General features: G+C 58.2%; 14 protein-coding genes and 1 tRNA gene. 7 read left to right on the top strand and 8 right to left on the bottom strand.

Features of this window, described 5'->3' with window-relative positions; translation table 11 throughout:
- Nucleotides 1-155 precede the first annotated feature (155 nt).
- Nucleotides 156-533: a DUF6331 family protein gene (locus GOX63_RS03260; RefSeq protein WP_170325065.1), complete on the bottom strand. Its 378-nt coding sequence runs from the start codon at nt 531-533 to the stop codon at nt 156-158.
- A 536-nt stretch (nt 534-1,069) separates the two neighbouring features.
- Here GOX63_RS03260 and GOX63_RS03255 point away from each other — a divergent pair.
- Nucleotides 1,070-2,020 carry an AEC family transporter gene (locus tag GOX63_RS03255; RefSeq protein WP_170544756.1) on the top strand — a complete coding sequence of 317 codons (951 nt, stop codon included), beginning with the start codon at nt 1,070-1,072 and terminating at the stop codon, nt 2,018-2,020.
- A 798-nt stretch (nt 2,021-2,818) separates the two neighbouring features.
- Here GOX63_RS03255 and GOX63_RS03250 read toward each other — a convergent pair.
- A tRNA-Ile gene (locus GOX63_RS03250) sits at nt 2,819-2,895 on the bottom strand.
- A gap of 107 nt (nt 2,896-3,002) precedes the next feature.
- Between GOX63_RS03250 and purM the strand changes: the two genes are divergently transcribed.
- The 3 genes from purM (at nt 3,003) to rnd (ending at nt 5,911) form a co-directional block, all read left to right on the top strand.
- Nucleotides 3,003-4,049, top strand: a complete 1,047-nt coding sequence (purM, locus tag GOX63_RS03245) for a phosphoribosylformylglycinamidine cyclo-ligase (RefSeq protein WP_170325063.1) — start codon at nt 3,003-3,005, stop codon at nt 4,047-4,049.
- Nucleotides 4,046-4,642, top strand: a complete 597-nt coding sequence (purN, locus tag GOX63_RS03240; RefSeq protein ID WP_170325062.1) for a phosphoribosylglycinamide formyltransferase — start codon at nt 4,046-4,048, stop codon at nt 4,640-4,642. The genes purM and purN overlap by 4 nt, the downstream gene beginning before the upstream one ends.
- Nucleotides 4,643-4,753: 111 nt before the next feature.
- Nucleotides 4,754-5,911, top strand: a complete 1,158-nt coding sequence (gene rnd / locus GOX63_RS03235) for a ribonuclease D (RefSeq protein WP_170325061.1) — start codon at nt 4,754-4,756, stop codon at nt 5,909-5,911.
- A 6-nt stretch (nt 5,912-5,917) separates the two neighbouring features.
- Here the strand turns inward: rnd and GOX63_RS03230 are convergent, their stop codons facing one another.
- Nucleotides 5,918-6,445: a hypothetical protein gene (locus GOX63_RS03230; protein ID WP_170325060.1), complete on the bottom strand. Its 528-nt coding sequence runs from the start codon at nt 6,443-6,445 to the stop codon at nt 5,918-5,920.
- 139 nt (nt 6,446-6,584) lie between these two features.
- Between GOX63_RS03230 and GOX63_RS03225 the strand changes: the two genes are divergently transcribed.
- The gene (locus GOX63_RS03225; RefSeq protein ID WP_170325059.1) at nt 6,585-6,995 is read left to right on the top strand and encodes a SufE family protein; all 411 of its coding nucleotides are present in this window, start codon (nt 6,585-6,587) and stop codon (nt 6,993-6,995) included.
- Nucleotides 6,996-7,001: 6 nt separating this feature from the next.
- Here the strand turns inward: GOX63_RS03225 and GOX63_RS03220 are convergent, their stop codons facing one another.
- Complete coding sequence (locus tag GOX63_RS03220; RefSeq protein ID WP_170325058.1) at nt 7,002-7,667, bottom strand: DUF1638 domain-containing protein; 666 nt, start codon at nt 7,665-7,667, stop codon at nt 7,002-7,004.
- 100 nt (nt 7,668-7,767) lie between these two features.
- Nucleotides 7,768-8,466 carry a corrinoid protein gene (locus tag GOX63_RS03215; RefSeq protein WP_170325057.1) on the bottom strand — a complete coding sequence of 233 codons (699 nt, stop codon included), beginning with the start codon at nt 8,464-8,466 and terminating at the stop codon, nt 7,768-7,770.
- 301 nt (nt 8,467-8,767) lie between these two features.
- On the opposite strand from GOX63_RS03215, the gene GOX63_RS03210 reads away from it, so the two are divergent.
- Entirely contained in the window at nt 8,768-9,832 is a 1,065-nt protein-coding gene (locus GOX63_RS03210; protein WP_170325056.1) for a PA0069 family radical SAM protein, read from the top strand.
- A 48-nt stretch (nt 9,833-9,880) separates the two neighbouring features.
- Here GOX63_RS03210 and gltA read toward each other — a convergent pair whose 3' ends face one another.
- Together gltA and gltX are read right to left on the bottom strand one after the other, a co-directional pair.
- Nucleotides 9,881-11,173: a citrate synthase gene (gene gltA, locus GOX63_RS03205; RefSeq protein WP_170325055.1), complete on the bottom strand. Its 1,293-nt coding sequence runs from the start codon at nt 11,171-11,173 to the stop codon at nt 9,881-9,883.
- Between the two features lie 121 nt (nt 11,174-11,294).
- Nucleotides 11,295-12,695: a glutamate--tRNA ligase gene (gltX, locus tag GOX63_RS03200; RefSeq protein WP_170544753.1), complete on the bottom strand. Its 1,401-nt coding sequence runs from the start codon at nt 12,693-12,695 to the stop codon at nt 11,295-11,297.
- Nucleotides 12,696-12,773: 78 nt separating this feature from the next.
- On the opposite strand from gltX, the gene GOX63_RS03195 reads away from it, so the two are divergent.
- Nucleotides 12,774-14,825, top strand: coding sequence for a ComEC/Rec2 family competence protein (locus GOX63_RS03195; RefSeq protein WP_170325054.1), 2,052 nt, complete (start codon nt 12,774-12,776; stop codon nt 14,823-14,825).
- On the opposite strand, the gene lexA is transcribed toward GOX63_RS03195, so the two are convergent.
- A complete protein-coding gene (gene lexA, locus GOX63_RS03190; protein ID WP_170325053.1) occupies nt 14,819-15,517 on the bottom strand; it encodes a transcriptional repressor LexA in 699 nt (232 codons plus the stop codon). The genes GOX63_RS03195 and lexA overlap by 7 nt on opposite strands.
- Nucleotides 15,518-15,525 lie beyond the last annotated feature (8 nt).

Raw genomic sequence — 15,525 nt, 5'->3', positions numbered from 1 at the left:
GCCCTGCACTCTCGATGCTGCGCCAGCAGCCCGCTTTGCGGACATTCGCTGCAAGCGCCATCTTTGGGATTATTCAAACTCACATATCGCGGACTTTGTTGCCATTTGTTACCCGACGGTGAGTGGCTGCTTTGTTCGGTGGTTCAATGAAACAACTAGGAATTCGGCTGCCTATCCCAAACTAATACTGGATGGCGGTCATCCGTCTTCTCAGTGTCGAGAATAGCGATAGCTAAAGTTGTCTGTTGCTCGAGTGTTTCTGCCAATTTGTCGACTCGTTGATCTGACAGCCGTTCATTGATTTCGTTAATTTTAACGCCGTGCGCGCTCGCGCCTTTTGATCCGTAATTGGCCTTCAACGACTTGGCTTGTTCAATAATCTCGTTCGCGACGCGTAATGGGTAGCGTGGCTCGCGGCTTAGACAATAGGAGGCAATGTGTATCGGAGAGAAATCACAAGCGTCCAATCCGCAGCATTCAATCACACAAAGTTTGGCGCAGTATTGAGCGAGATTTTCAAGGTGATTTTGCATTGGTTGACCCGGCAGTAATGGTTTTGGTCTCATATCAACCGAAGTAGGTTAATACTCCTTTGTCTTCAATCCAAGATCACCGCATGCGGACATTCTCCGCAATACAGAGAGCATGAAGTTTGGGCTCTTTGCGGACATTTGACGACCTCTATCAAGCACATGGTGGTTCAGCCTCGCGGAGTGTTCGAGCTGCGGAAAAAGCAGATATTATAACTGAGTTGATCGTTGCAGCTTTCTGACAGGCTTCCACTTGGTCAAATCAACTCCCAAGAGTTCGCAATGTTCCCGTCGTAGTGTCGCCGGTTTGCCATTCTTGATCCTCCGCTTCTTGAACGTAACGGTAGACCAGTTCAGTTGGGGAGGCTCAGTGAAAGTTTGGCCGTGGGAAATCAAAAACCTGAGACGAGTGCAACCTCATAGCCAGTTTTTCTGACAACGCCATCGGTGGCTCCCTCCATTTAACCTAGTCATACTCAAGGCTTGGCGAACGTCGCCGATTGTGTATCATGGTCTTTTTCTTGCCATGGGTATGCCGCATGGAGATCATCGCGCTAATTTTCCCAGTGTTTGCAATTATTGTAACTGGCTTCCTTTTCGCGCGATTCAATGTGCTGCCGGGAAATGTCGCCGGGAGCCTGACGCAGTTCGCCTTCTGGGTTGCGATCCCGGCATTAGTCTTCGGCGTGATTGCCGAGCAGGAAATCAGTGCTCTACTGAATTGGTCCTTTATACTGGTCTACGGCGGCGTGACTTCGGTTTTGGCGCTACTTTTGTTTCTGGCTGCACGGTTTTGGAGGGGCATGGACTTGGGGATGGCGACGATGTTCGCCATGGTTTCAGTGGTCTCGAACACCGGGATTATCGGGCTGCCATTGTTGCATGCGTTGTTTGGTAAAGATGCAGCTGTTCTGGCGACGCTGGCGATTGTGGTGTCCATCATTGTTGTTGTGGTCCAGGTCCTGGTGCTCGAGACGGTCACGCGGGGCGAGGGGCAATCTGTTTCCCTACTCGGACCACTACGGAATGCCATTCTGAACCCGATGATTATGGCGGCGATCTTGGGTGTTATAGTGGCAGCATTACCAATCAGTCTGCCAAAAATGGTCGTGGAATACGTGGATGTTCTCGGCGGGGCGCTGGCACCCTGCGCGCTCTTCGCTGTCGGCATGGTGATCGATCCGTCGGCGATCAGGCGCACCGGTTCAGTTGTGGCGATCGCAACCTTCGTCAAGCTGATTGCGCTGCCGTCGATCGTATTTGCGATTGCTCTGATCTTTCGGTTCGATCCATTAATGACGGTCGCCCTAGTGATATCGGCCGCGGTTCCGACGGCGAAGAACGAATTCATCTTGTCCGAGAAATACCATCAAGCAGAAGAAATTACCGCCGAGACGGTATCGGCCACGACTGCTTTGGCCGTGGTGACACTGATTGTCTGGTTGTTGATACTATCTTGGGTATTCCCAGGCGCTTTTTCCCTGAGTTAAAACTCTTGAGAAGGTCGGAATAGGCAATAGTAGGAATTGCCACAATTATGGCGTTCTCTTTGGGAACTACTCGAGTTCCGATGGCAGTATCGGGCTCAAAACGGGCAATTGAAGTTCAACAATAGAGAGGATCTTCCGGGTTTAGACGGCGTCTATGTTATACTGGGTTGGTGGCTCTACGGGGAAGCCGGTGGCTTAACAACAAGGAGGACCGAGATGGACCATCAACTGATGATAGGCGATACGTTTCCGCACCCAACCCACTCGCGCCACCAGAGATGCCATGTTCGGGGTTTTGTAGACGGTTTGCTAGTGGCGAGGTGGTGGCGACTGTCCAGACAGTATTGGCAATACGAAGTCTTTGACCCGGACGAATTCCAACTAACAGCTCATGCGAAAGCTGGGTGACACGGCGAGAGATCGCTCGCTGAGTCTCTCTGCCTGCCTCATATCAAGGCTGTGACATGGCCCAACCGAATCCCGTTTGATCTCCATAAGGAACTTGAGACCTGCCGGGTCGACAACTGACGGTCGGCGCTTCGTACTTGCGCAAAGCGCCACGGGCTCAAGCTCAAAATCCAATGGTGGCGGGTGCTAGGGACAAAGATCGCCGATCTGCATTCAATACGCTTCACTACCACGCCGCAGGGTCATTGGACGGTCATCCGGGAGTGGTTGGAAAAGTATGACGTGCCCGCGCCTGAGAAACTGCCGGAATGGCATGAACCGGATTCGGTAACAAGTTACTGAAATTCGTGGGACGCCCGGCTATTAATTTTAAAGGAAAAAAGCGGAATTTGGTAGGCCCGGCAGGACTTGAACCCGCAACCAAAGCGTTATGAGCGCTCTGCTCTAACCAATTGAGCTACAGGCCCGCCTGAGCGCTTTGAGTACCACGGTGAACGCCCGCGTCAAGCCTGACCGTTGCAACAGGACGCACAATCGAATAACCCGCGCGGGAACCATTCATGAGGGGCTGGCCATGACGACGGGCAAGAACGGAATCACTTATGCCGATGCGGGCGTTGATATTGATGCGGGGAACGCTCTGGTCGACCGGATCAAGCCTGCGGCCAAGCGGACCAACCGCTCGGGCGTTATGAGCGGGCTGGGCGGGTTTGGCGCTCTGTTCGATCTGAAAGATGCCGGGTATCAGGATCCGATTTTGGTGGGCGCGACCGATGGTGTGGGCACCAAGCTGCGGATTGCGATTGATACCGGCGTGGTGGATGGAGTTGGCATCGACCTGGTGGCGATGTGCGTCAACGACCTGATCTGTCAGGGAGCCGAGCCGCTGTTCTTCCTGGACTATTTCGCCACCGGCAAGCTGGACACCGATACTGCCGCGCGGATCATCGAAGGTATTGCCGAGGGCTGCGTACAGTCCGGTTGCGCCTTGATCGGCGGTGAGACGGCAGAGATGCCGGGCATGTACCCAGACGGTGATTTCGATCTGGCCGGGTTCTCGGTCGGCGCAATGGAGCGGGGCGCGCATCTGCCCGCCGATGTGCAAAAGGGTGATGTGCTGCTGGGTCTGTCCTCGAACGGGGTGCATTCCAACGGCTATTCGTTGGTGCGCAAACTGGTTGAAATGTCGGGTCTTGGCTGGGATGCCGCGTCGCCCTTTGGTGAAGGTTCGCTGGGCGAGGCACTGCTGACCCCCACGCGCCTGTACGTCAAACCTGCGCTGCAGGCGATCCGGGCAGGGGGCGTGAATGCGCTGGCCCATATCACCGGCGGCGGCCTGACAGAGAACCTGCCGCGCGTGCTGCCCGAAGGACTGGGCGCCGAGATTGACCTGAACGCCTGGGACCTGCCGCCCGTCTTCCGCTGGATGGCGGAAACCGGTGGGATCGTTGAGGCCGAGATGCTGAAAACCTTCAACTGCGGCATCGGCATGATCGTTGTCTGCGCCGAGGACCGGGCCGATGAGCTGAGCGCGCTGTTGGCCGAGGCGGGTGAGACGGTTTCGCGTCTTGGGACCGTCACCGATACGCCCGGTATGGCCTATTCGGGCCAGTTGCTGTGAGCCACAAGCGCGTCGCCATCCTGATTTCCGGGGGTGGGTCCAACATGGTGTCTTTGGTCGACAGCATGGTCGGAGACCACCCGGCGCGCCCCTGTCTGGTGCTGTCGAATGACGCCGAGGCCGGCGGTCTGAAAAAGGCCGCCGAACGTGGTATCCCGATTGCATCGGTGGATCACCGTCCGTTCAAAGGCGACCGCGCCGCGTTTGAGGCCGAATTGCTGAAACCGCTGGAACACGCGCAGCCCGATATCGTTTGCCTTGCCGGGTTTATGCGAGTTCTGACCGGCGATTTCGTTTCACGCTTTCAGGGGCGGATGCTGAACATCCACCCCTCGCTGCTACCGAAGTACAAGGGCCTAAACACCCACGCCCGCGCGATTGAGGCGGGGGACGCAGAGCATGGTTGTTCAGTTCACGAGGTCACGGCTGCGCTGGATGATGGCCCGATCCTGGGGCAGGCGCGGGTGAACATCGAACCCGGCGACACGCCCGAAGACCTCGCCGCCCGGGTGCTGGTGTGGGAGCACAGACTCTACCCCGCAGTGTTGCGCCGTTACGCCAGTGAGGATCGGACTCCGGTGTTGCTGCCCTGAACGTCTCAGGGTGATTTACACATGTGTCATAATCGGCCTATGGTCTGCACTACGGCTGGGTACGGACAAGATGATCAGCCGAAGAAAACAAGAGCAAGAACAGCACGGCGCATGAAAACCCTGACAACGACGCAAGAGCTGGCCGATTTCTGCAAGGCCGCGGCGGAATATGACTATGTCACCGTAGATACCGAGTTTCTGCGCGAACGGACCTACTATTCGAAACTCTGCCTTGTGCAACTGGCAGTTCCGTCCGAGGGCGAAGACAGCGCGGTTCTGGTCGATCCTTTGGCCGATGGCCTGTCGCTGGATCCGCTGTATGAGCTGTTCGGCAATGAGGCGGTGGTCAAGGTCTTCCATGCAGCCCGGCAGGACCTTGAGATTTTTTGGGTTGAGGCAGGCGTATTCCCCAAACCCTTGTTCGACACGCAGGTCGCAGCGATGGTCTGTGGTTTTGGCGAGCAGGTGGGCTATGAAACGCTGGTGCGCAAGATCTGCAAGCAGGGGGTGGACAAGACCTCTCGCTTTACTGACTGGTCTAGACGGCCACTGTCCGAGGCGCAAAAGACCTATGCGTTGGCCGACGTGACCCATCTGCGCCAGATTTACGAACATCTAGCGGCCCAGCTGAAAAAGTCGCAGCGCAGCCATTGGGTCGCTGAAGAATTGCAGATTCTGACCCAGCCGACGACCTATGACATTCGCCCCGAAGATGCGTGGAAGCGCGTAAAGACCCGGACGAATTCGGCCAAATTCCTGGCCGTAGTGCGCGAACTGGCACAGTTCCGCGAGGCCTATGCGCAGGAAAACAACGTCCCGCGCAGCCGGGTTTTCAAAGATGATGCGCTGATCGAACTGGCCTCGACCAAGCCCAAGTCTCCGTCCGATTTGGGCGGGTCCCGCCTGCTGCTGCGCGAGGCGCGCAAGGGTGCGATTGCCGATGGCATTCTGACCGCCGTGAAGAAGGGCGTGAACTGCCCCTCAGACCTACTGCCGCGCGTCGACAACAGCCGCGATAAACTGAAGGTGAATCCGGCGCTGGCGGATTTGCTGCGGGTGCTGCTGAAATCAAAAACCGAAAGCTCGGGCGTGGCAGCCAAGTTGATCGCCACCAGTTCCGAACTGGACCAGATCGCCGCGGGTGAGCGGGAATTGCCCGCCATGTCGGGCTGGCGGTTCGAGGTGTTCGGCGAAGATGCCCTGAAGCTCTGCGAAGGCAAGATCGCCCTGGCCGCAAAGGGCCAGAACGTCGAGGTCGTGTCCCTGTAACGCTGGTTACCGGCGACGGGATTCCAAAGCGTTCTGCTGGCCGACCACCCGGACCAAACGGGTGCTCGCCAGGTCTTTTTGGCTGATATTGATGGCGTCAGACACCATACGCGACCGCTCTGTGCCCTGATTTGTCGCCTTGTCCGGGTAATCCACACGGAATGTGAATTCCAGCACGCCGTTCTTTTGGTTCTCTTCGCTGTCCGTGCGAACAAGCCGAGCGTTGTAAGCCCCTTGCCGCGCTGCGGTACCCGCCACATAGACAATCGCGCCGCCCGGGGTCGGGTCGACCCGCAACTCGTCAATTCTGGCGATCGGTACGCTGGTGTCTTCGGGCTCGGCTCGTGAAAACAGCCCGCCGCCATCCCCCTTTTGCGGAACCAGCGCGTTGGCGTCGTAGGCAGACGTTTCAACCGGATCAGCCGGTGTGCTTGATCCGAACCAGTTGGACGGGTTGGCCCCCGAGTCTCTCCAGCCGCTGCAGGCAGAGACGGTCAGGGCGGCGACCAGAAGAACAGTAAACGATTTTTTCATGGTTCAGTCGTCCAGAGCAGTAATTCCAGCAATGGGTTATCGCAAATTCCTCTGTTTGAAAAGCCACGCTTGGGGGTGGACAGGCGCAGGTCGGCGGCATAGTTCACAGGTGTGATCGCAACAAAAGGACTGCCGCAAAATGGCCACGCCTGCCTTTGAGGAAATTGTCGAGGATTTCGAATTTCTGGAGGACTGGGAAGACCGGTATCGCCATGTCATCGATCAGGGCAAGGCGATGGAGCCGCTGGACGACGCGCTCAAGGTGCCGGCCACCAAGGTTCACGGCTGCGCCAGTCAGGTTTGGCTGCACCCGATCATCGAAGGCGGTGTCTTTCGTTTTGACGGAGACAGTGACGCGCTGATCGTGCGTGGGCTGATCGCGGTTCTGCGCTCTCTGTATAACGGTCTGCCGGTCAACGAGGTTCCCACGGTGGACGCGGGTGGCGAGTTGGCGCGTCTGGGCCTGAATGATCACCTCTCGGCACAGCGCTCAAACGGGCTGCGCGCGATGATCGAGCGCATCCGGGACGTCGCGCAGGAAAACGCCTGACGCGGATCATTTCGCCGGTTTGCGGGTTGCCCAATCCGTCAGCGTGGATTCCAGATCGCCATAACCGGTAAAACGACGCTCAAACTCCAAACCCATCCGCTCCGCGTATTCACGGGCGCGGGCGGTCAGGTCCGGATCGTCGATCTGCGCCTGATAGACCAGTTTGGTGTAATTGCCGAAATACATGTCACGCAGCTCGGGGTGCCGGTCGAGGCCCAGAGGTTTCCAGACAAAGGCATCGAACTGCCGCGCCAGAAAGTCAGTCAGGTAAAAGGCGGTGGTTTCATCCTCACCTCGGGCTTCAAACGCCTGATTCCCTTCGAAGAAGGAATAGCAGTGGGGCCCCTTGACCATCTCGACACCCATTTCGGCACACGCTTTTTCCAGCAAGCCTCCGGTGCCGCAATCGGCGTAGACGACAAAGATCTGATCGTACTTGTCGCGATGCTTGGCCACAGCCTCCTGAACCGCCTGAGTGATCTTTTCCGGATGGACATGCAAAATCGCCGGCAGGCAGGTCAGCGCCATGTGATCCCAACCGTTGCGGTTCTTAAGGTCCAGAATCTCACGCGCAAGCGCGCCGCAGGCCAACAGCAGAATTTGCCCCTGCGTATCAGCGGCATAGCCCTTGGTCGTCAGGCTGGCATCGTCTGGCAATTGGTCCTGCTGCATTGGGTACCCCTTGAAATCTATCCGACAGATAGTGTGGCCTGCGGAAACAAAAAGGGCCGCCCGAAAACCGGACGGCCCCTGAACAATCTACTGCGTCCGATCAGCCGGCCAGTTGGTTGTGCTTGCGCGAGACGAAGTCCTTGGCCATTTCCACAGCCACGGCTGCGTCACGGCAGTAGCCGTCTGCACCGATCGCCTTGCCGAATTCTTCGTTCAGCGGCGCGCCGCCAACCAGAACGATGTATTCTTCGCGCAGGCCTTGCTCGACCATCGTGTCGATCACGACCTTCATGTAGGGCATGGTTGTGGTCAGCAGGGCCGACATGCCCAGGATGTCAGGCTGTTCAGTTTCCAGCGCTTCCAGGTAGTTTTCGACCGGGTTGTTGATGCCGATATCGACAACTTCGAAACCGGCGCCTTCCATCATCATGGCAACCAGGTTCTTGCCGATGTCGTGGATGTCACCTTTCACGGTGCCGATGACCATCTTGCCAACGCGCGGAGCGCCGGTTTCGGCCAGCAGCGGCTTGAGAATAAACATGCCGCCTTTCATCGCGTTTGCGGCCAGCAGAACCTCGGGGACGAACAGGATGCCGTCGCGGAAGTCATGGCCGACAACGGTCATACCACCGACCAGAGCTTTGGTCAGGATGTCGTAGGGGGTCCATCCGCGTTCCAGCAGGATGTTCACACCTTCTTCGATCTCTTCTTTCAGACCGTCGTAAAGATCGTCGAACATCTGTTCGACAAGCTCTTCGTCATTGAGTTCGGACAGGACGATGTCTTCTTCGTCGGACATGGGGCGCTTCCCTGAGCTGTGCGGACCATCGGCCCGTGGTGGCATTTTTGCCGTTTTGGCCAAATCGCCGCAGTTTGACTGTGACGATTGCGACCTCAGTAGTTTCGAGACCGACCTATACGTCAGATTTTTGCTAGGCTCGACAGAATTTTCTGCAAGATCATCCTGCATTCCGTTCATTTTCCACTTCCGCCTGTCTCCCCGGGATCAAGTGGCTGAAATCAACGCGAAACCGTAAGGCCTGCTTGTCGGATCGCGCAAATGTATATATATCTCGAATGAGAACATAGCGGGAACAAACATGCCTGAACCGCATATCCGGGGCCGTGGGGCCGTCACAAACACAGCAGGCCGGTTCGAGCAATTCGACACCGTACCCTGCGATGACGGCTGGGAAATCGAAGAAGATATCCCACCCTTGCGGACCGATGTCCGGGATGAGATCGCGCGCAGCCTGATCACGTATAACCGCTCGCCGGACTTGCCGTTTGATCGTTCGATCAACCCGTATCGTGGGTGCGAGCACGGCTGCGTTTATTGCTTTGCCCGCCCGACTCACGCCTATCTGGGATTATCGCCGGGGCTGGACTTTGAAACTCGCCTGATCGCCCGTCCGAACGCGGCGGATATCTTGCGCAAAGAACTGTCCTCCAAAGGGTATAAAGTCGCGCCTATCGCTTTGGGGACAAATACGGACCCATATCAGCCAGTTGAGAAAAACCGCAGGATAACAGGAGATTGCCTGTCGGTTCTTCACGAGTTTAACCATCCGGTCGGCATTGTGACCAAAGGTGCCTTGATCGAACGGGATCTGGATATTCTGGCGCCTATGGCGGCGAAGAGATTGGTTCGGGTCGGGATTTCCCTGACCACACTGGATGCGAATCTGTCCCGCCGGATGGAGCCGCGCGCGCCGTCACCGCAGCGGCGGCTGGCCGTCATCCGCCGCCTGACCGAGGCCGGTGTCCCGGTGCGGGTTATGACCTCTCCGGTGATTCCGGGGCTGACGGATCATGAGCTGGAACACTTGCTGGAAGCGGGCAGGGATGCGGGTGCCGATGCCGCCAGTTGGATCATGTTGCGTCTGCCACGCGAAGTGTCGGAGTTGTGGCAGAATTGGTTGAAGGATCACGAACCGGCACGCGCCGAAAAGATCATGTCCAAGCTACGCGAGATGCATGGGGGCAGGGACTATGACCCGCGCTGGGGTCACCGGATGCGTGGGGAAGGGGAATATGCGGGGCTGATTGCCAAGCGGTTCGCGTTGGCGGTGAAGCGCCTTGGGTTGGCGACGCGTACAGCGCCCTTGCGATGCGACTTGTTTGCCCGCCCGGCCCAAGTTGGGGACCAGTTGAGCCTGCTATAAAAAAAGCCCCGGACGCAGGTCCGGGGCTTTGGTGTTCAATCGCGGCGATCAGCGGTTTTCGATGTCCACATAGTCGCGCATGGTCTCGCCCAGATACAACTGGCGCGGACGACCGATCTTGTTCTGAGGATCGGCGATCATTTCTTTCCACTGGCTGACCCAGCCAACGGTGCGCGACAGCGCAAAGATCGGGGTGAACATCGAGGTCGGGAAGCCCATCGCCTCGAGGATGATGCCCGAGTAGAAGTCGACGTTCGGGAACAGTTTCTTTTCGGCGAAATACGGATCTTCCAGCGCTTCGCGTTCCAATTCCTTGGCGACCTGCAGTTTCGGATTGTCTTCGATACCCAGCAGGTCCAGAACCTCGTCGGCCGATTGCTTCATCACCTTCGCGCGCGGGTCGAAGTTCTTGTAGACGCGGTGGCCAAAGCCCATCAGACGGAACGGATCGTCTTTGTCCTTGGCGCGGGCGATGTATTCGGGGATGCGATCGACCGAGCCGATTTCTTCCAGCATTTCCAAGCAGGCCTGGTTCGCACCACCATGGGCCGGACCCCACAGGCAGGCGATGCCAGCCGCAATACAGGCGAACGGGTTCGCGCCCGAGGACGAGGCCAGACGCACGGTCGAGGTCGAAGCATTCTGCTCGTGATCTGCATGCAGGGTAAAAATTCGGTCCATCGCACGGCTGAGGATCGGGTTGACCTCATATTCCTCGGCCGGAACGCTGAAGCACATGCGCAGGAAGTTCGACGCATAGTCCAGATCGTTGCGCGGATACACGAAGGGCTGACCGGTGTGATATTTATAGGCCCAAGCTGCGATAGTCGGCATCTTGGCGATCAGACGGTGCGAGGCGATCTCGCGCTGGCGCGGGTCCGAAATATCGGTCGAGTCGTGGTAGAAGGCCGACATCGCGCCGACAACACCCACCATGATCGCCATCGGGTGCGCGTCACGGCGGAAACCGCGGTAGAAATACTGCATCTGCTCATGCAGCATGGTGTGCTTGGTGATCGTGGTTTCGAACTTTTCCAGATCCTTGGCGACAGGCAGCTCTCCGTACAGCAGCAGGTAGCAAACCTCGAGGAAGTGGGATTTTTCGGCCAGTTGGTCGATCGGATAGCCACGGTGCAGCAGTTCGCCTTTTTCACCATCAATGTAGGTGATGGTGCTGTCGCAGCTGGCGGTCGAAGTGAAACCGGGGTCATAGGTAAACACACCAGCCTGACCATAGAGCTTGCGGATGTCGATTACGTCAGGCCCCGCGGTCGGCGAATGAACCGGCAACTCGTAAGTTTCCCCATGGACTTTCAGAGTGGCTGTTTTGTTGTCGGTCATTTTTGTCCCTTCCTCGTTCATGCGCGTGCCGAAAGAGTGATCGGCTGAGCGGTCAGCGGTCATACACATATGTGCTGACCGGGTCGTAGCGGAGCAGCGTTACCTGAATATGAACCCAGGATTAGTTTGCTGCGTCGGAAAGCCGCGCCAGGGTTTCTTCGCGCCCCAGCACAAGCATCATGTCAAACACCGAAGGCGTTACAGCGCGTCCTGCCAGTACCGCCCTGAGCGGGCCAGCCAACTTGCCGAACTTGATCCCCTGCGCCTCTGCAAAGGCGTTGAGGGCCTCCTCCAGTTCGTTCCGCGACCAGCTAACATTTTGCACGTGCGGCGTCAATTCTTTCAGTATACCGTCGGATACAGATTGTAGCGCCTTTGCCGCTTTCTCATCCGGCTCAACGGGGCGTGAAATCAGCGCAAAGTGTGCCTTTTCAAGCAGTTCCGGGAAAGTGCGCGCACGGTCCTTAAGACAATACATCGCACGTTCCAGATCACTCGATTGTGTCGCAGTCAGTGCCGGAAGTTCCGCTGCGTCCAGATAGGCTTCGATTTCCTGCCGCAGTGCAGCGTCATCTGAAATCGCAATATGTTGCCCACAGAGATTTTCGAGCTTTTTCAAGTCGAAACGGGCCGGACTTTTACCAATACCGTCCAGATCAAACCACTCTTTCGCCTGATCGTCAGTAAAGAACTCGTCGTCACCGTGGCTCCATCCGAGACGCGCCAGATAGTTGCGCATGCCTGACGCCGGGTAACCCATCGCCTGGTATTCCTGCGCGCCCAATGCGCCGTGTCGTTTCGACAGTTTCTTGCCGTCCGGTCCGTGAATCAGCGGGATATGTGCCCAGACCGGAACGTCCCAGCCCATGGCTTCATAGATCATCATCTGGCGCGCGGCGTTGTTCAGGTGGTCGTCGCCACGGATCACATGGGTCACGCCCATGTCGTGATCGTCCACCACAACAGCTAGCATATAAACCGGCGTTCCGTCCGAGCGCAGCAGGATCATGTCGTCCAGCTGATCGTTACGGATGGTCACGTCGCCCTGCACCTGATCGCGGATTACAGTAGCGCCGTCTTGTGGGGCCTTGATGCGGATCGCGAACGGCGCGTCCGGATGGGTCGCCGGGTCGGCATCGCGCCAGGGGCTGCGGAACAGTGTCGATTTGCCCTCGGCCCGGGCTTGTTCGCGGAATTCGGCGATTTCGTCCTGCGTCGAAAAGCACTTGTACGCTTTGCCCTCGGCCAGCAGTTGATGCGCCACTTCGGCGTGGCGCGCGGCCCCTTCGAACTGGCTGATCACGTCGCCATCATGGTCCAGCCCCAGCCATGCCATGCCCTGCAGGATTGCCGCAGTCGCCTCGGGGGTCGAACGTTCGCGGTCGGTGTCTTCGATCCGCAGCAGAAACTTACCGCCGCGCCCACGGGCATAGAGCCAGTTGAACAGCGCGGTGCGGGCGCCGCCGATGTGCAGAAAACCGGTGGGCGAAGGGGCGAAACGGGTGACGACCTGATCGGACATTGTGTGGATTAACCTTTTGGTAACCGTGTCTGGCATAGTTTTGCATCTGTCTAACGAGCCCGAAGGACGGGGGCAACCATGCGTGTTCTGGCACGGGTCGAGGCCGCATTGCTGAACCAGACAGGGTATTTGTTCCAGTGGTCTCCGGTATGTCTGGCTGTCGGTATTGGTCTTTACTTCAGTCTCCGGTTTGAACCGGGCTTGCAGGTGTATTCGTGCCTGCTTGCGCTGGTGTTGGGGCTTATCTGGACCGGTCGCAGGATGCGAACCGGTTGGGCCGCGTTGGCAATGGGGGGCGCGTTGATTGCGGCAGGCTTTGTGCTGGCCGGTGCGCGGGCCCACTCGGTCGCAGAGCCGGTTCTGTCCTGGCGTTATTACGGCCCGGTCGAGGGGCGGGTCGTAGCCATGGACCGCTCTGCTTCGGACGCGTTGCGGGTGACGCTGGACCAGGTGCGCATAGGGGATGTGCCCAAGGACCGCAGACCGCAGCGCGTCCGGCTTTCCTTGCACGGCGACCCGGCCTCACTGGCGCCGGGTCAAAGGATCATGACCACAGGCCACCTGTCACCGCCGCAAGGCCCGGTCGAGCCCGGAGGTTTTGATTTTCGCCGTCACGCCTGGTTTCAGCGTCTTGGGGCGGTCGGATACACACGCGTCCCGGTGATGACGGTTGCGCGACCGGAAGAGGCGGCCGAAGGGGTGCGCATCACTGCGTTAAGAATGGCGATCTCGCAGAGGGTGCGATCAATCCTGCCCGGTGAGATCGGAGGGTTCGCTGCCGCGGTCACAACCGGCGACCGCAGTGGCATGGGGCAAGAGACGCTGCAATCGCTTCGCGCATCTAATCTTGCGCATTTGCTGGCGATATCCGGCCTGCATATGGGGCTGCTGACCGGGTTTGTCTACTTGGTTTGTCGACTGGCCCTGTCTGCGATTCCAGCCGTGGCCCTGCGTCTGCCTGTGCGTAAACTGGCGGCGCTCTGCGCGCTGGTTGCGGCGGTCATCTATCTGATGCTGTCCGGTGGCAACGTCGCCACCGAGCGGGCCTTTGTCATGGCCAGCGTCATGTTGGGGGCTATCCTGATCGACCGCCGTGCAATTTCCCTGCGAGTCGTTGCCGTTGCCGCCTTGATCGTCTTGGTGTTGCGTCCCGAATCTCTGCTGAGTCCCGGGTTCCAGATGTCTTTTGCCGCGACGACCGCGCTTGTCGCCGTATTTGGCCAATTGCGGGACTATGGGCCGATGCCGGGGCCGAAATGGACGAAACCTGTGGTGGGGTTGCTTTTATCCTCGGCCATTGCCGGCCTGGCCACAGCTCCGATCGGGGCGGCGCATTTCAACACGATGTCGCATTACGGGCTGTTGGCCAACTTGTTGTCGGTGCCGGTGATGGGTGCGGTTGTAGTGCCAGCGGCCTTTGTTGCAGCACTGTTGTCCCCGTTCGGGTTGGAGGCGCTGGCACTGCACGTCATGGGATTGGGGTTGCAGTGGATTCTGATTGTCTCGGACAAGGTATCCGGTCTGGATGGTGCGCAAGGATACGTCGCCAGTCCACCGCACTATGTTTTACCGATGTTCGCCCTTGGTGCCTTGTGGCTGGCGCTGTGGCGCGGGCGGGCGAAATGGATCGGAGTCGCACCAGTGGCAGCGGCCTTTTTGCTTTGGGGGCAGGGGCATCGACCCGAGGTTCTGATTGCGGATTCCGGAGGATTGGTGGGTGTTATGACAGAAAACGGGCGTGCGCTCAGCAAGGAAAAGGGCAGCGGGTTTATTGCGACTGTTTGGCTGGAAAATGACGGGGATGGCGCAGACCAGATCAATGCCGCCCGTCGCTGGCCCGACACGTCAGGCGGGATTCAGCGGTATGTCTGGAAGGGTAAGGAACTGGTCCACGTTACTGGAAAACGTGCCGCACAAGGGTTCGAGGAATGTCAGAAGAACCAGATCGTTGTTTCGGCAGTTCCCTTAGATTTGACCGGAGAATGTGGTCTTTTCGACCCGGGTCGTCTGAAAGAAACCGGAAGCCTGGCTTTGTCGGTTGGCGGGATAACAACCAGCCAAGAGGCCATCGGTCACCGGTTGTGGTCCCCGGAAATGACCGGGAACCACCGTGCAAAACAAACTCAGTAGCTGCGGATCAGTCCAACCAGCCGCCCCTGAACCTTGACCTTGTCCTCGGGCAGAACGCGGGTTTCATAAGCGGGGTTTGCCGCTTCGAGCGCGATGGCGTTGCCGCGGCGGAAGAACCGCTTCAGCGTGGCTTCCTGATCCTCGACCAGCGCCACAACGATGTCGCCGTTATCCGCCACTCTGGTTTCGCGGATGACCACAACGTCGCCGTCATTGATTCCCGCATCGATCATCGAATCTCCGCGGACTTCCAACGCGTAGTGCTCACCTTTGCCCGAGACCATGCTGCCCGGAACGGCAACACGGTGCGACACGTGGCTGATTGCCTCAATCGGGACACCGGCCGCGATGCGTCCCATCACCGGCAGTTCCATGGCGTCCACGGTGACCGGTTCGAAATTCGCCGGGCGGGGACCTTCGGGCTTGTCACCCTCGATCACACGCGGTTTGAAGGCAGCCGTCGGCTCACCGCCCAGGCTTTCGGGCAACTTGACGATCTCAATCGCGCGGGCGCGGTGGGCAAGGCGGCGGATAAAGCCGCGTTCTTCCAGTGCGGTGATCAGGCGATGGATACCGGACTTGGATCTCAGATCCAGCGCGGCCTTCATTTCGTCGAAACTGGGCGGAACCCCATCCGCCTGAACGCGTTTGTGGATGAATTCCAACAAATCCAACTGTTTCTTGGTCAGCATTGCTCACA

It is taken from the genome of Ruegeria arenilitoris (assembly GCF_013031355.1).
In the GTDB taxonomy this organism is placed as follows: domain Bacteria; phylum Pseudomonadota; class Alphaproteobacteria; order Rhodobacterales; family Rhodobacteraceae; genus Ruegeria; species Ruegeria arenilitoris_C.
This window is presented reverse-complemented; position numbering and strand designations above follow the sequence as displayed.

What these genes read in the sequence shown, in the direction of transcription:
- GOX63_RS03260 (WP_170325065.1), bottom strand. Translation starts at nt 533, where the DNA reads ATGCAAAATCACCTTGAAAATCTCGCTCAATACTGCGCCAAACTTTGT.
- GOX63_RS03255 (WP_170544756.1), top strand. Translation starts at nt 1,070, where the DNA reads ATGGAGATCATCGCGCTAATTTTCCCAGTGTTTGCAATTATTGTAACT.
- purM (WP_170325063.1), top strand. Translation starts at nt 3,003, where the DNA reads ATGACGACGGGCAAGAACGGAATCACTTATGCCGATGCGGGCGTTGAT.
- rnd (WP_170325061.1), top strand. Translation starts at nt 4,754, where the DNA reads ATGAAAACCCTGACAACGACGCAAGAGCTGGCCGATTTCTGCAAGGCC.
- GOX63_RS03230 (WP_170325060.1), bottom strand. Translation starts at nt 6,445, where the DNA reads ATGAAAAAATCGTTTACTGTTCTTCTGGTCGCCGCCCTGACCGTCTCT.
- GOX63_RS03225 (WP_170325059.1), top strand. Translation starts at nt 6,585, where the DNA reads ATGGCCACGCCTGCCTTTGAGGAAATTGTCGAGGATTTCGAATTTCTG.
- GOX63_RS03220 (WP_170325058.1), bottom strand. Translation starts at nt 7,667, where the DNA reads ATGCAGCAGGACCAATTGCCAGACGATGCCAGCCTGACGACCAAGGGC.
- GOX63_RS03215 (WP_170325057.1), bottom strand. Translation starts at nt 8,466, where the DNA reads ATGTCCGACGAAGAAGACATCGTCCTGTCCGAACTCAATGACGAAGAG.
- GOX63_RS03210 (WP_170325056.1), top strand. Translation starts at nt 8,768, where the DNA reads ATGCCTGAACCGCATATCCGGGGCCGTGGGGCCGTCACAAACACAGCA.
- gltA (WP_170325055.1), bottom strand. Translation starts at nt 11,173, where the DNA reads ATGACCGACAACAAAACAGCCACTCTGAAAGTCCATGGGGAAACTTAC.
- gltX (WP_170544753.1), bottom strand. Translation starts at nt 12,695, where the DNA reads ATGTCCGATCAGGTCGTCACCCGTTTCGCCCCTTCGCCCACCGGTTTT.
- GOX63_RS03195 (WP_170325054.1), top strand. Translation starts at nt 12,774, where the DNA reads ATGCGTGTTCTGGCACGGGTCGAGGCCGCATTGCTGAACCAGACAGGG.
- lexA (WP_170325053.1), bottom strand. Translation starts at nt 15,517, where the DNA reads ATGCTGACCAAGAAACAGTTGGATTTGTTGGAATTCATCCACAAACGC.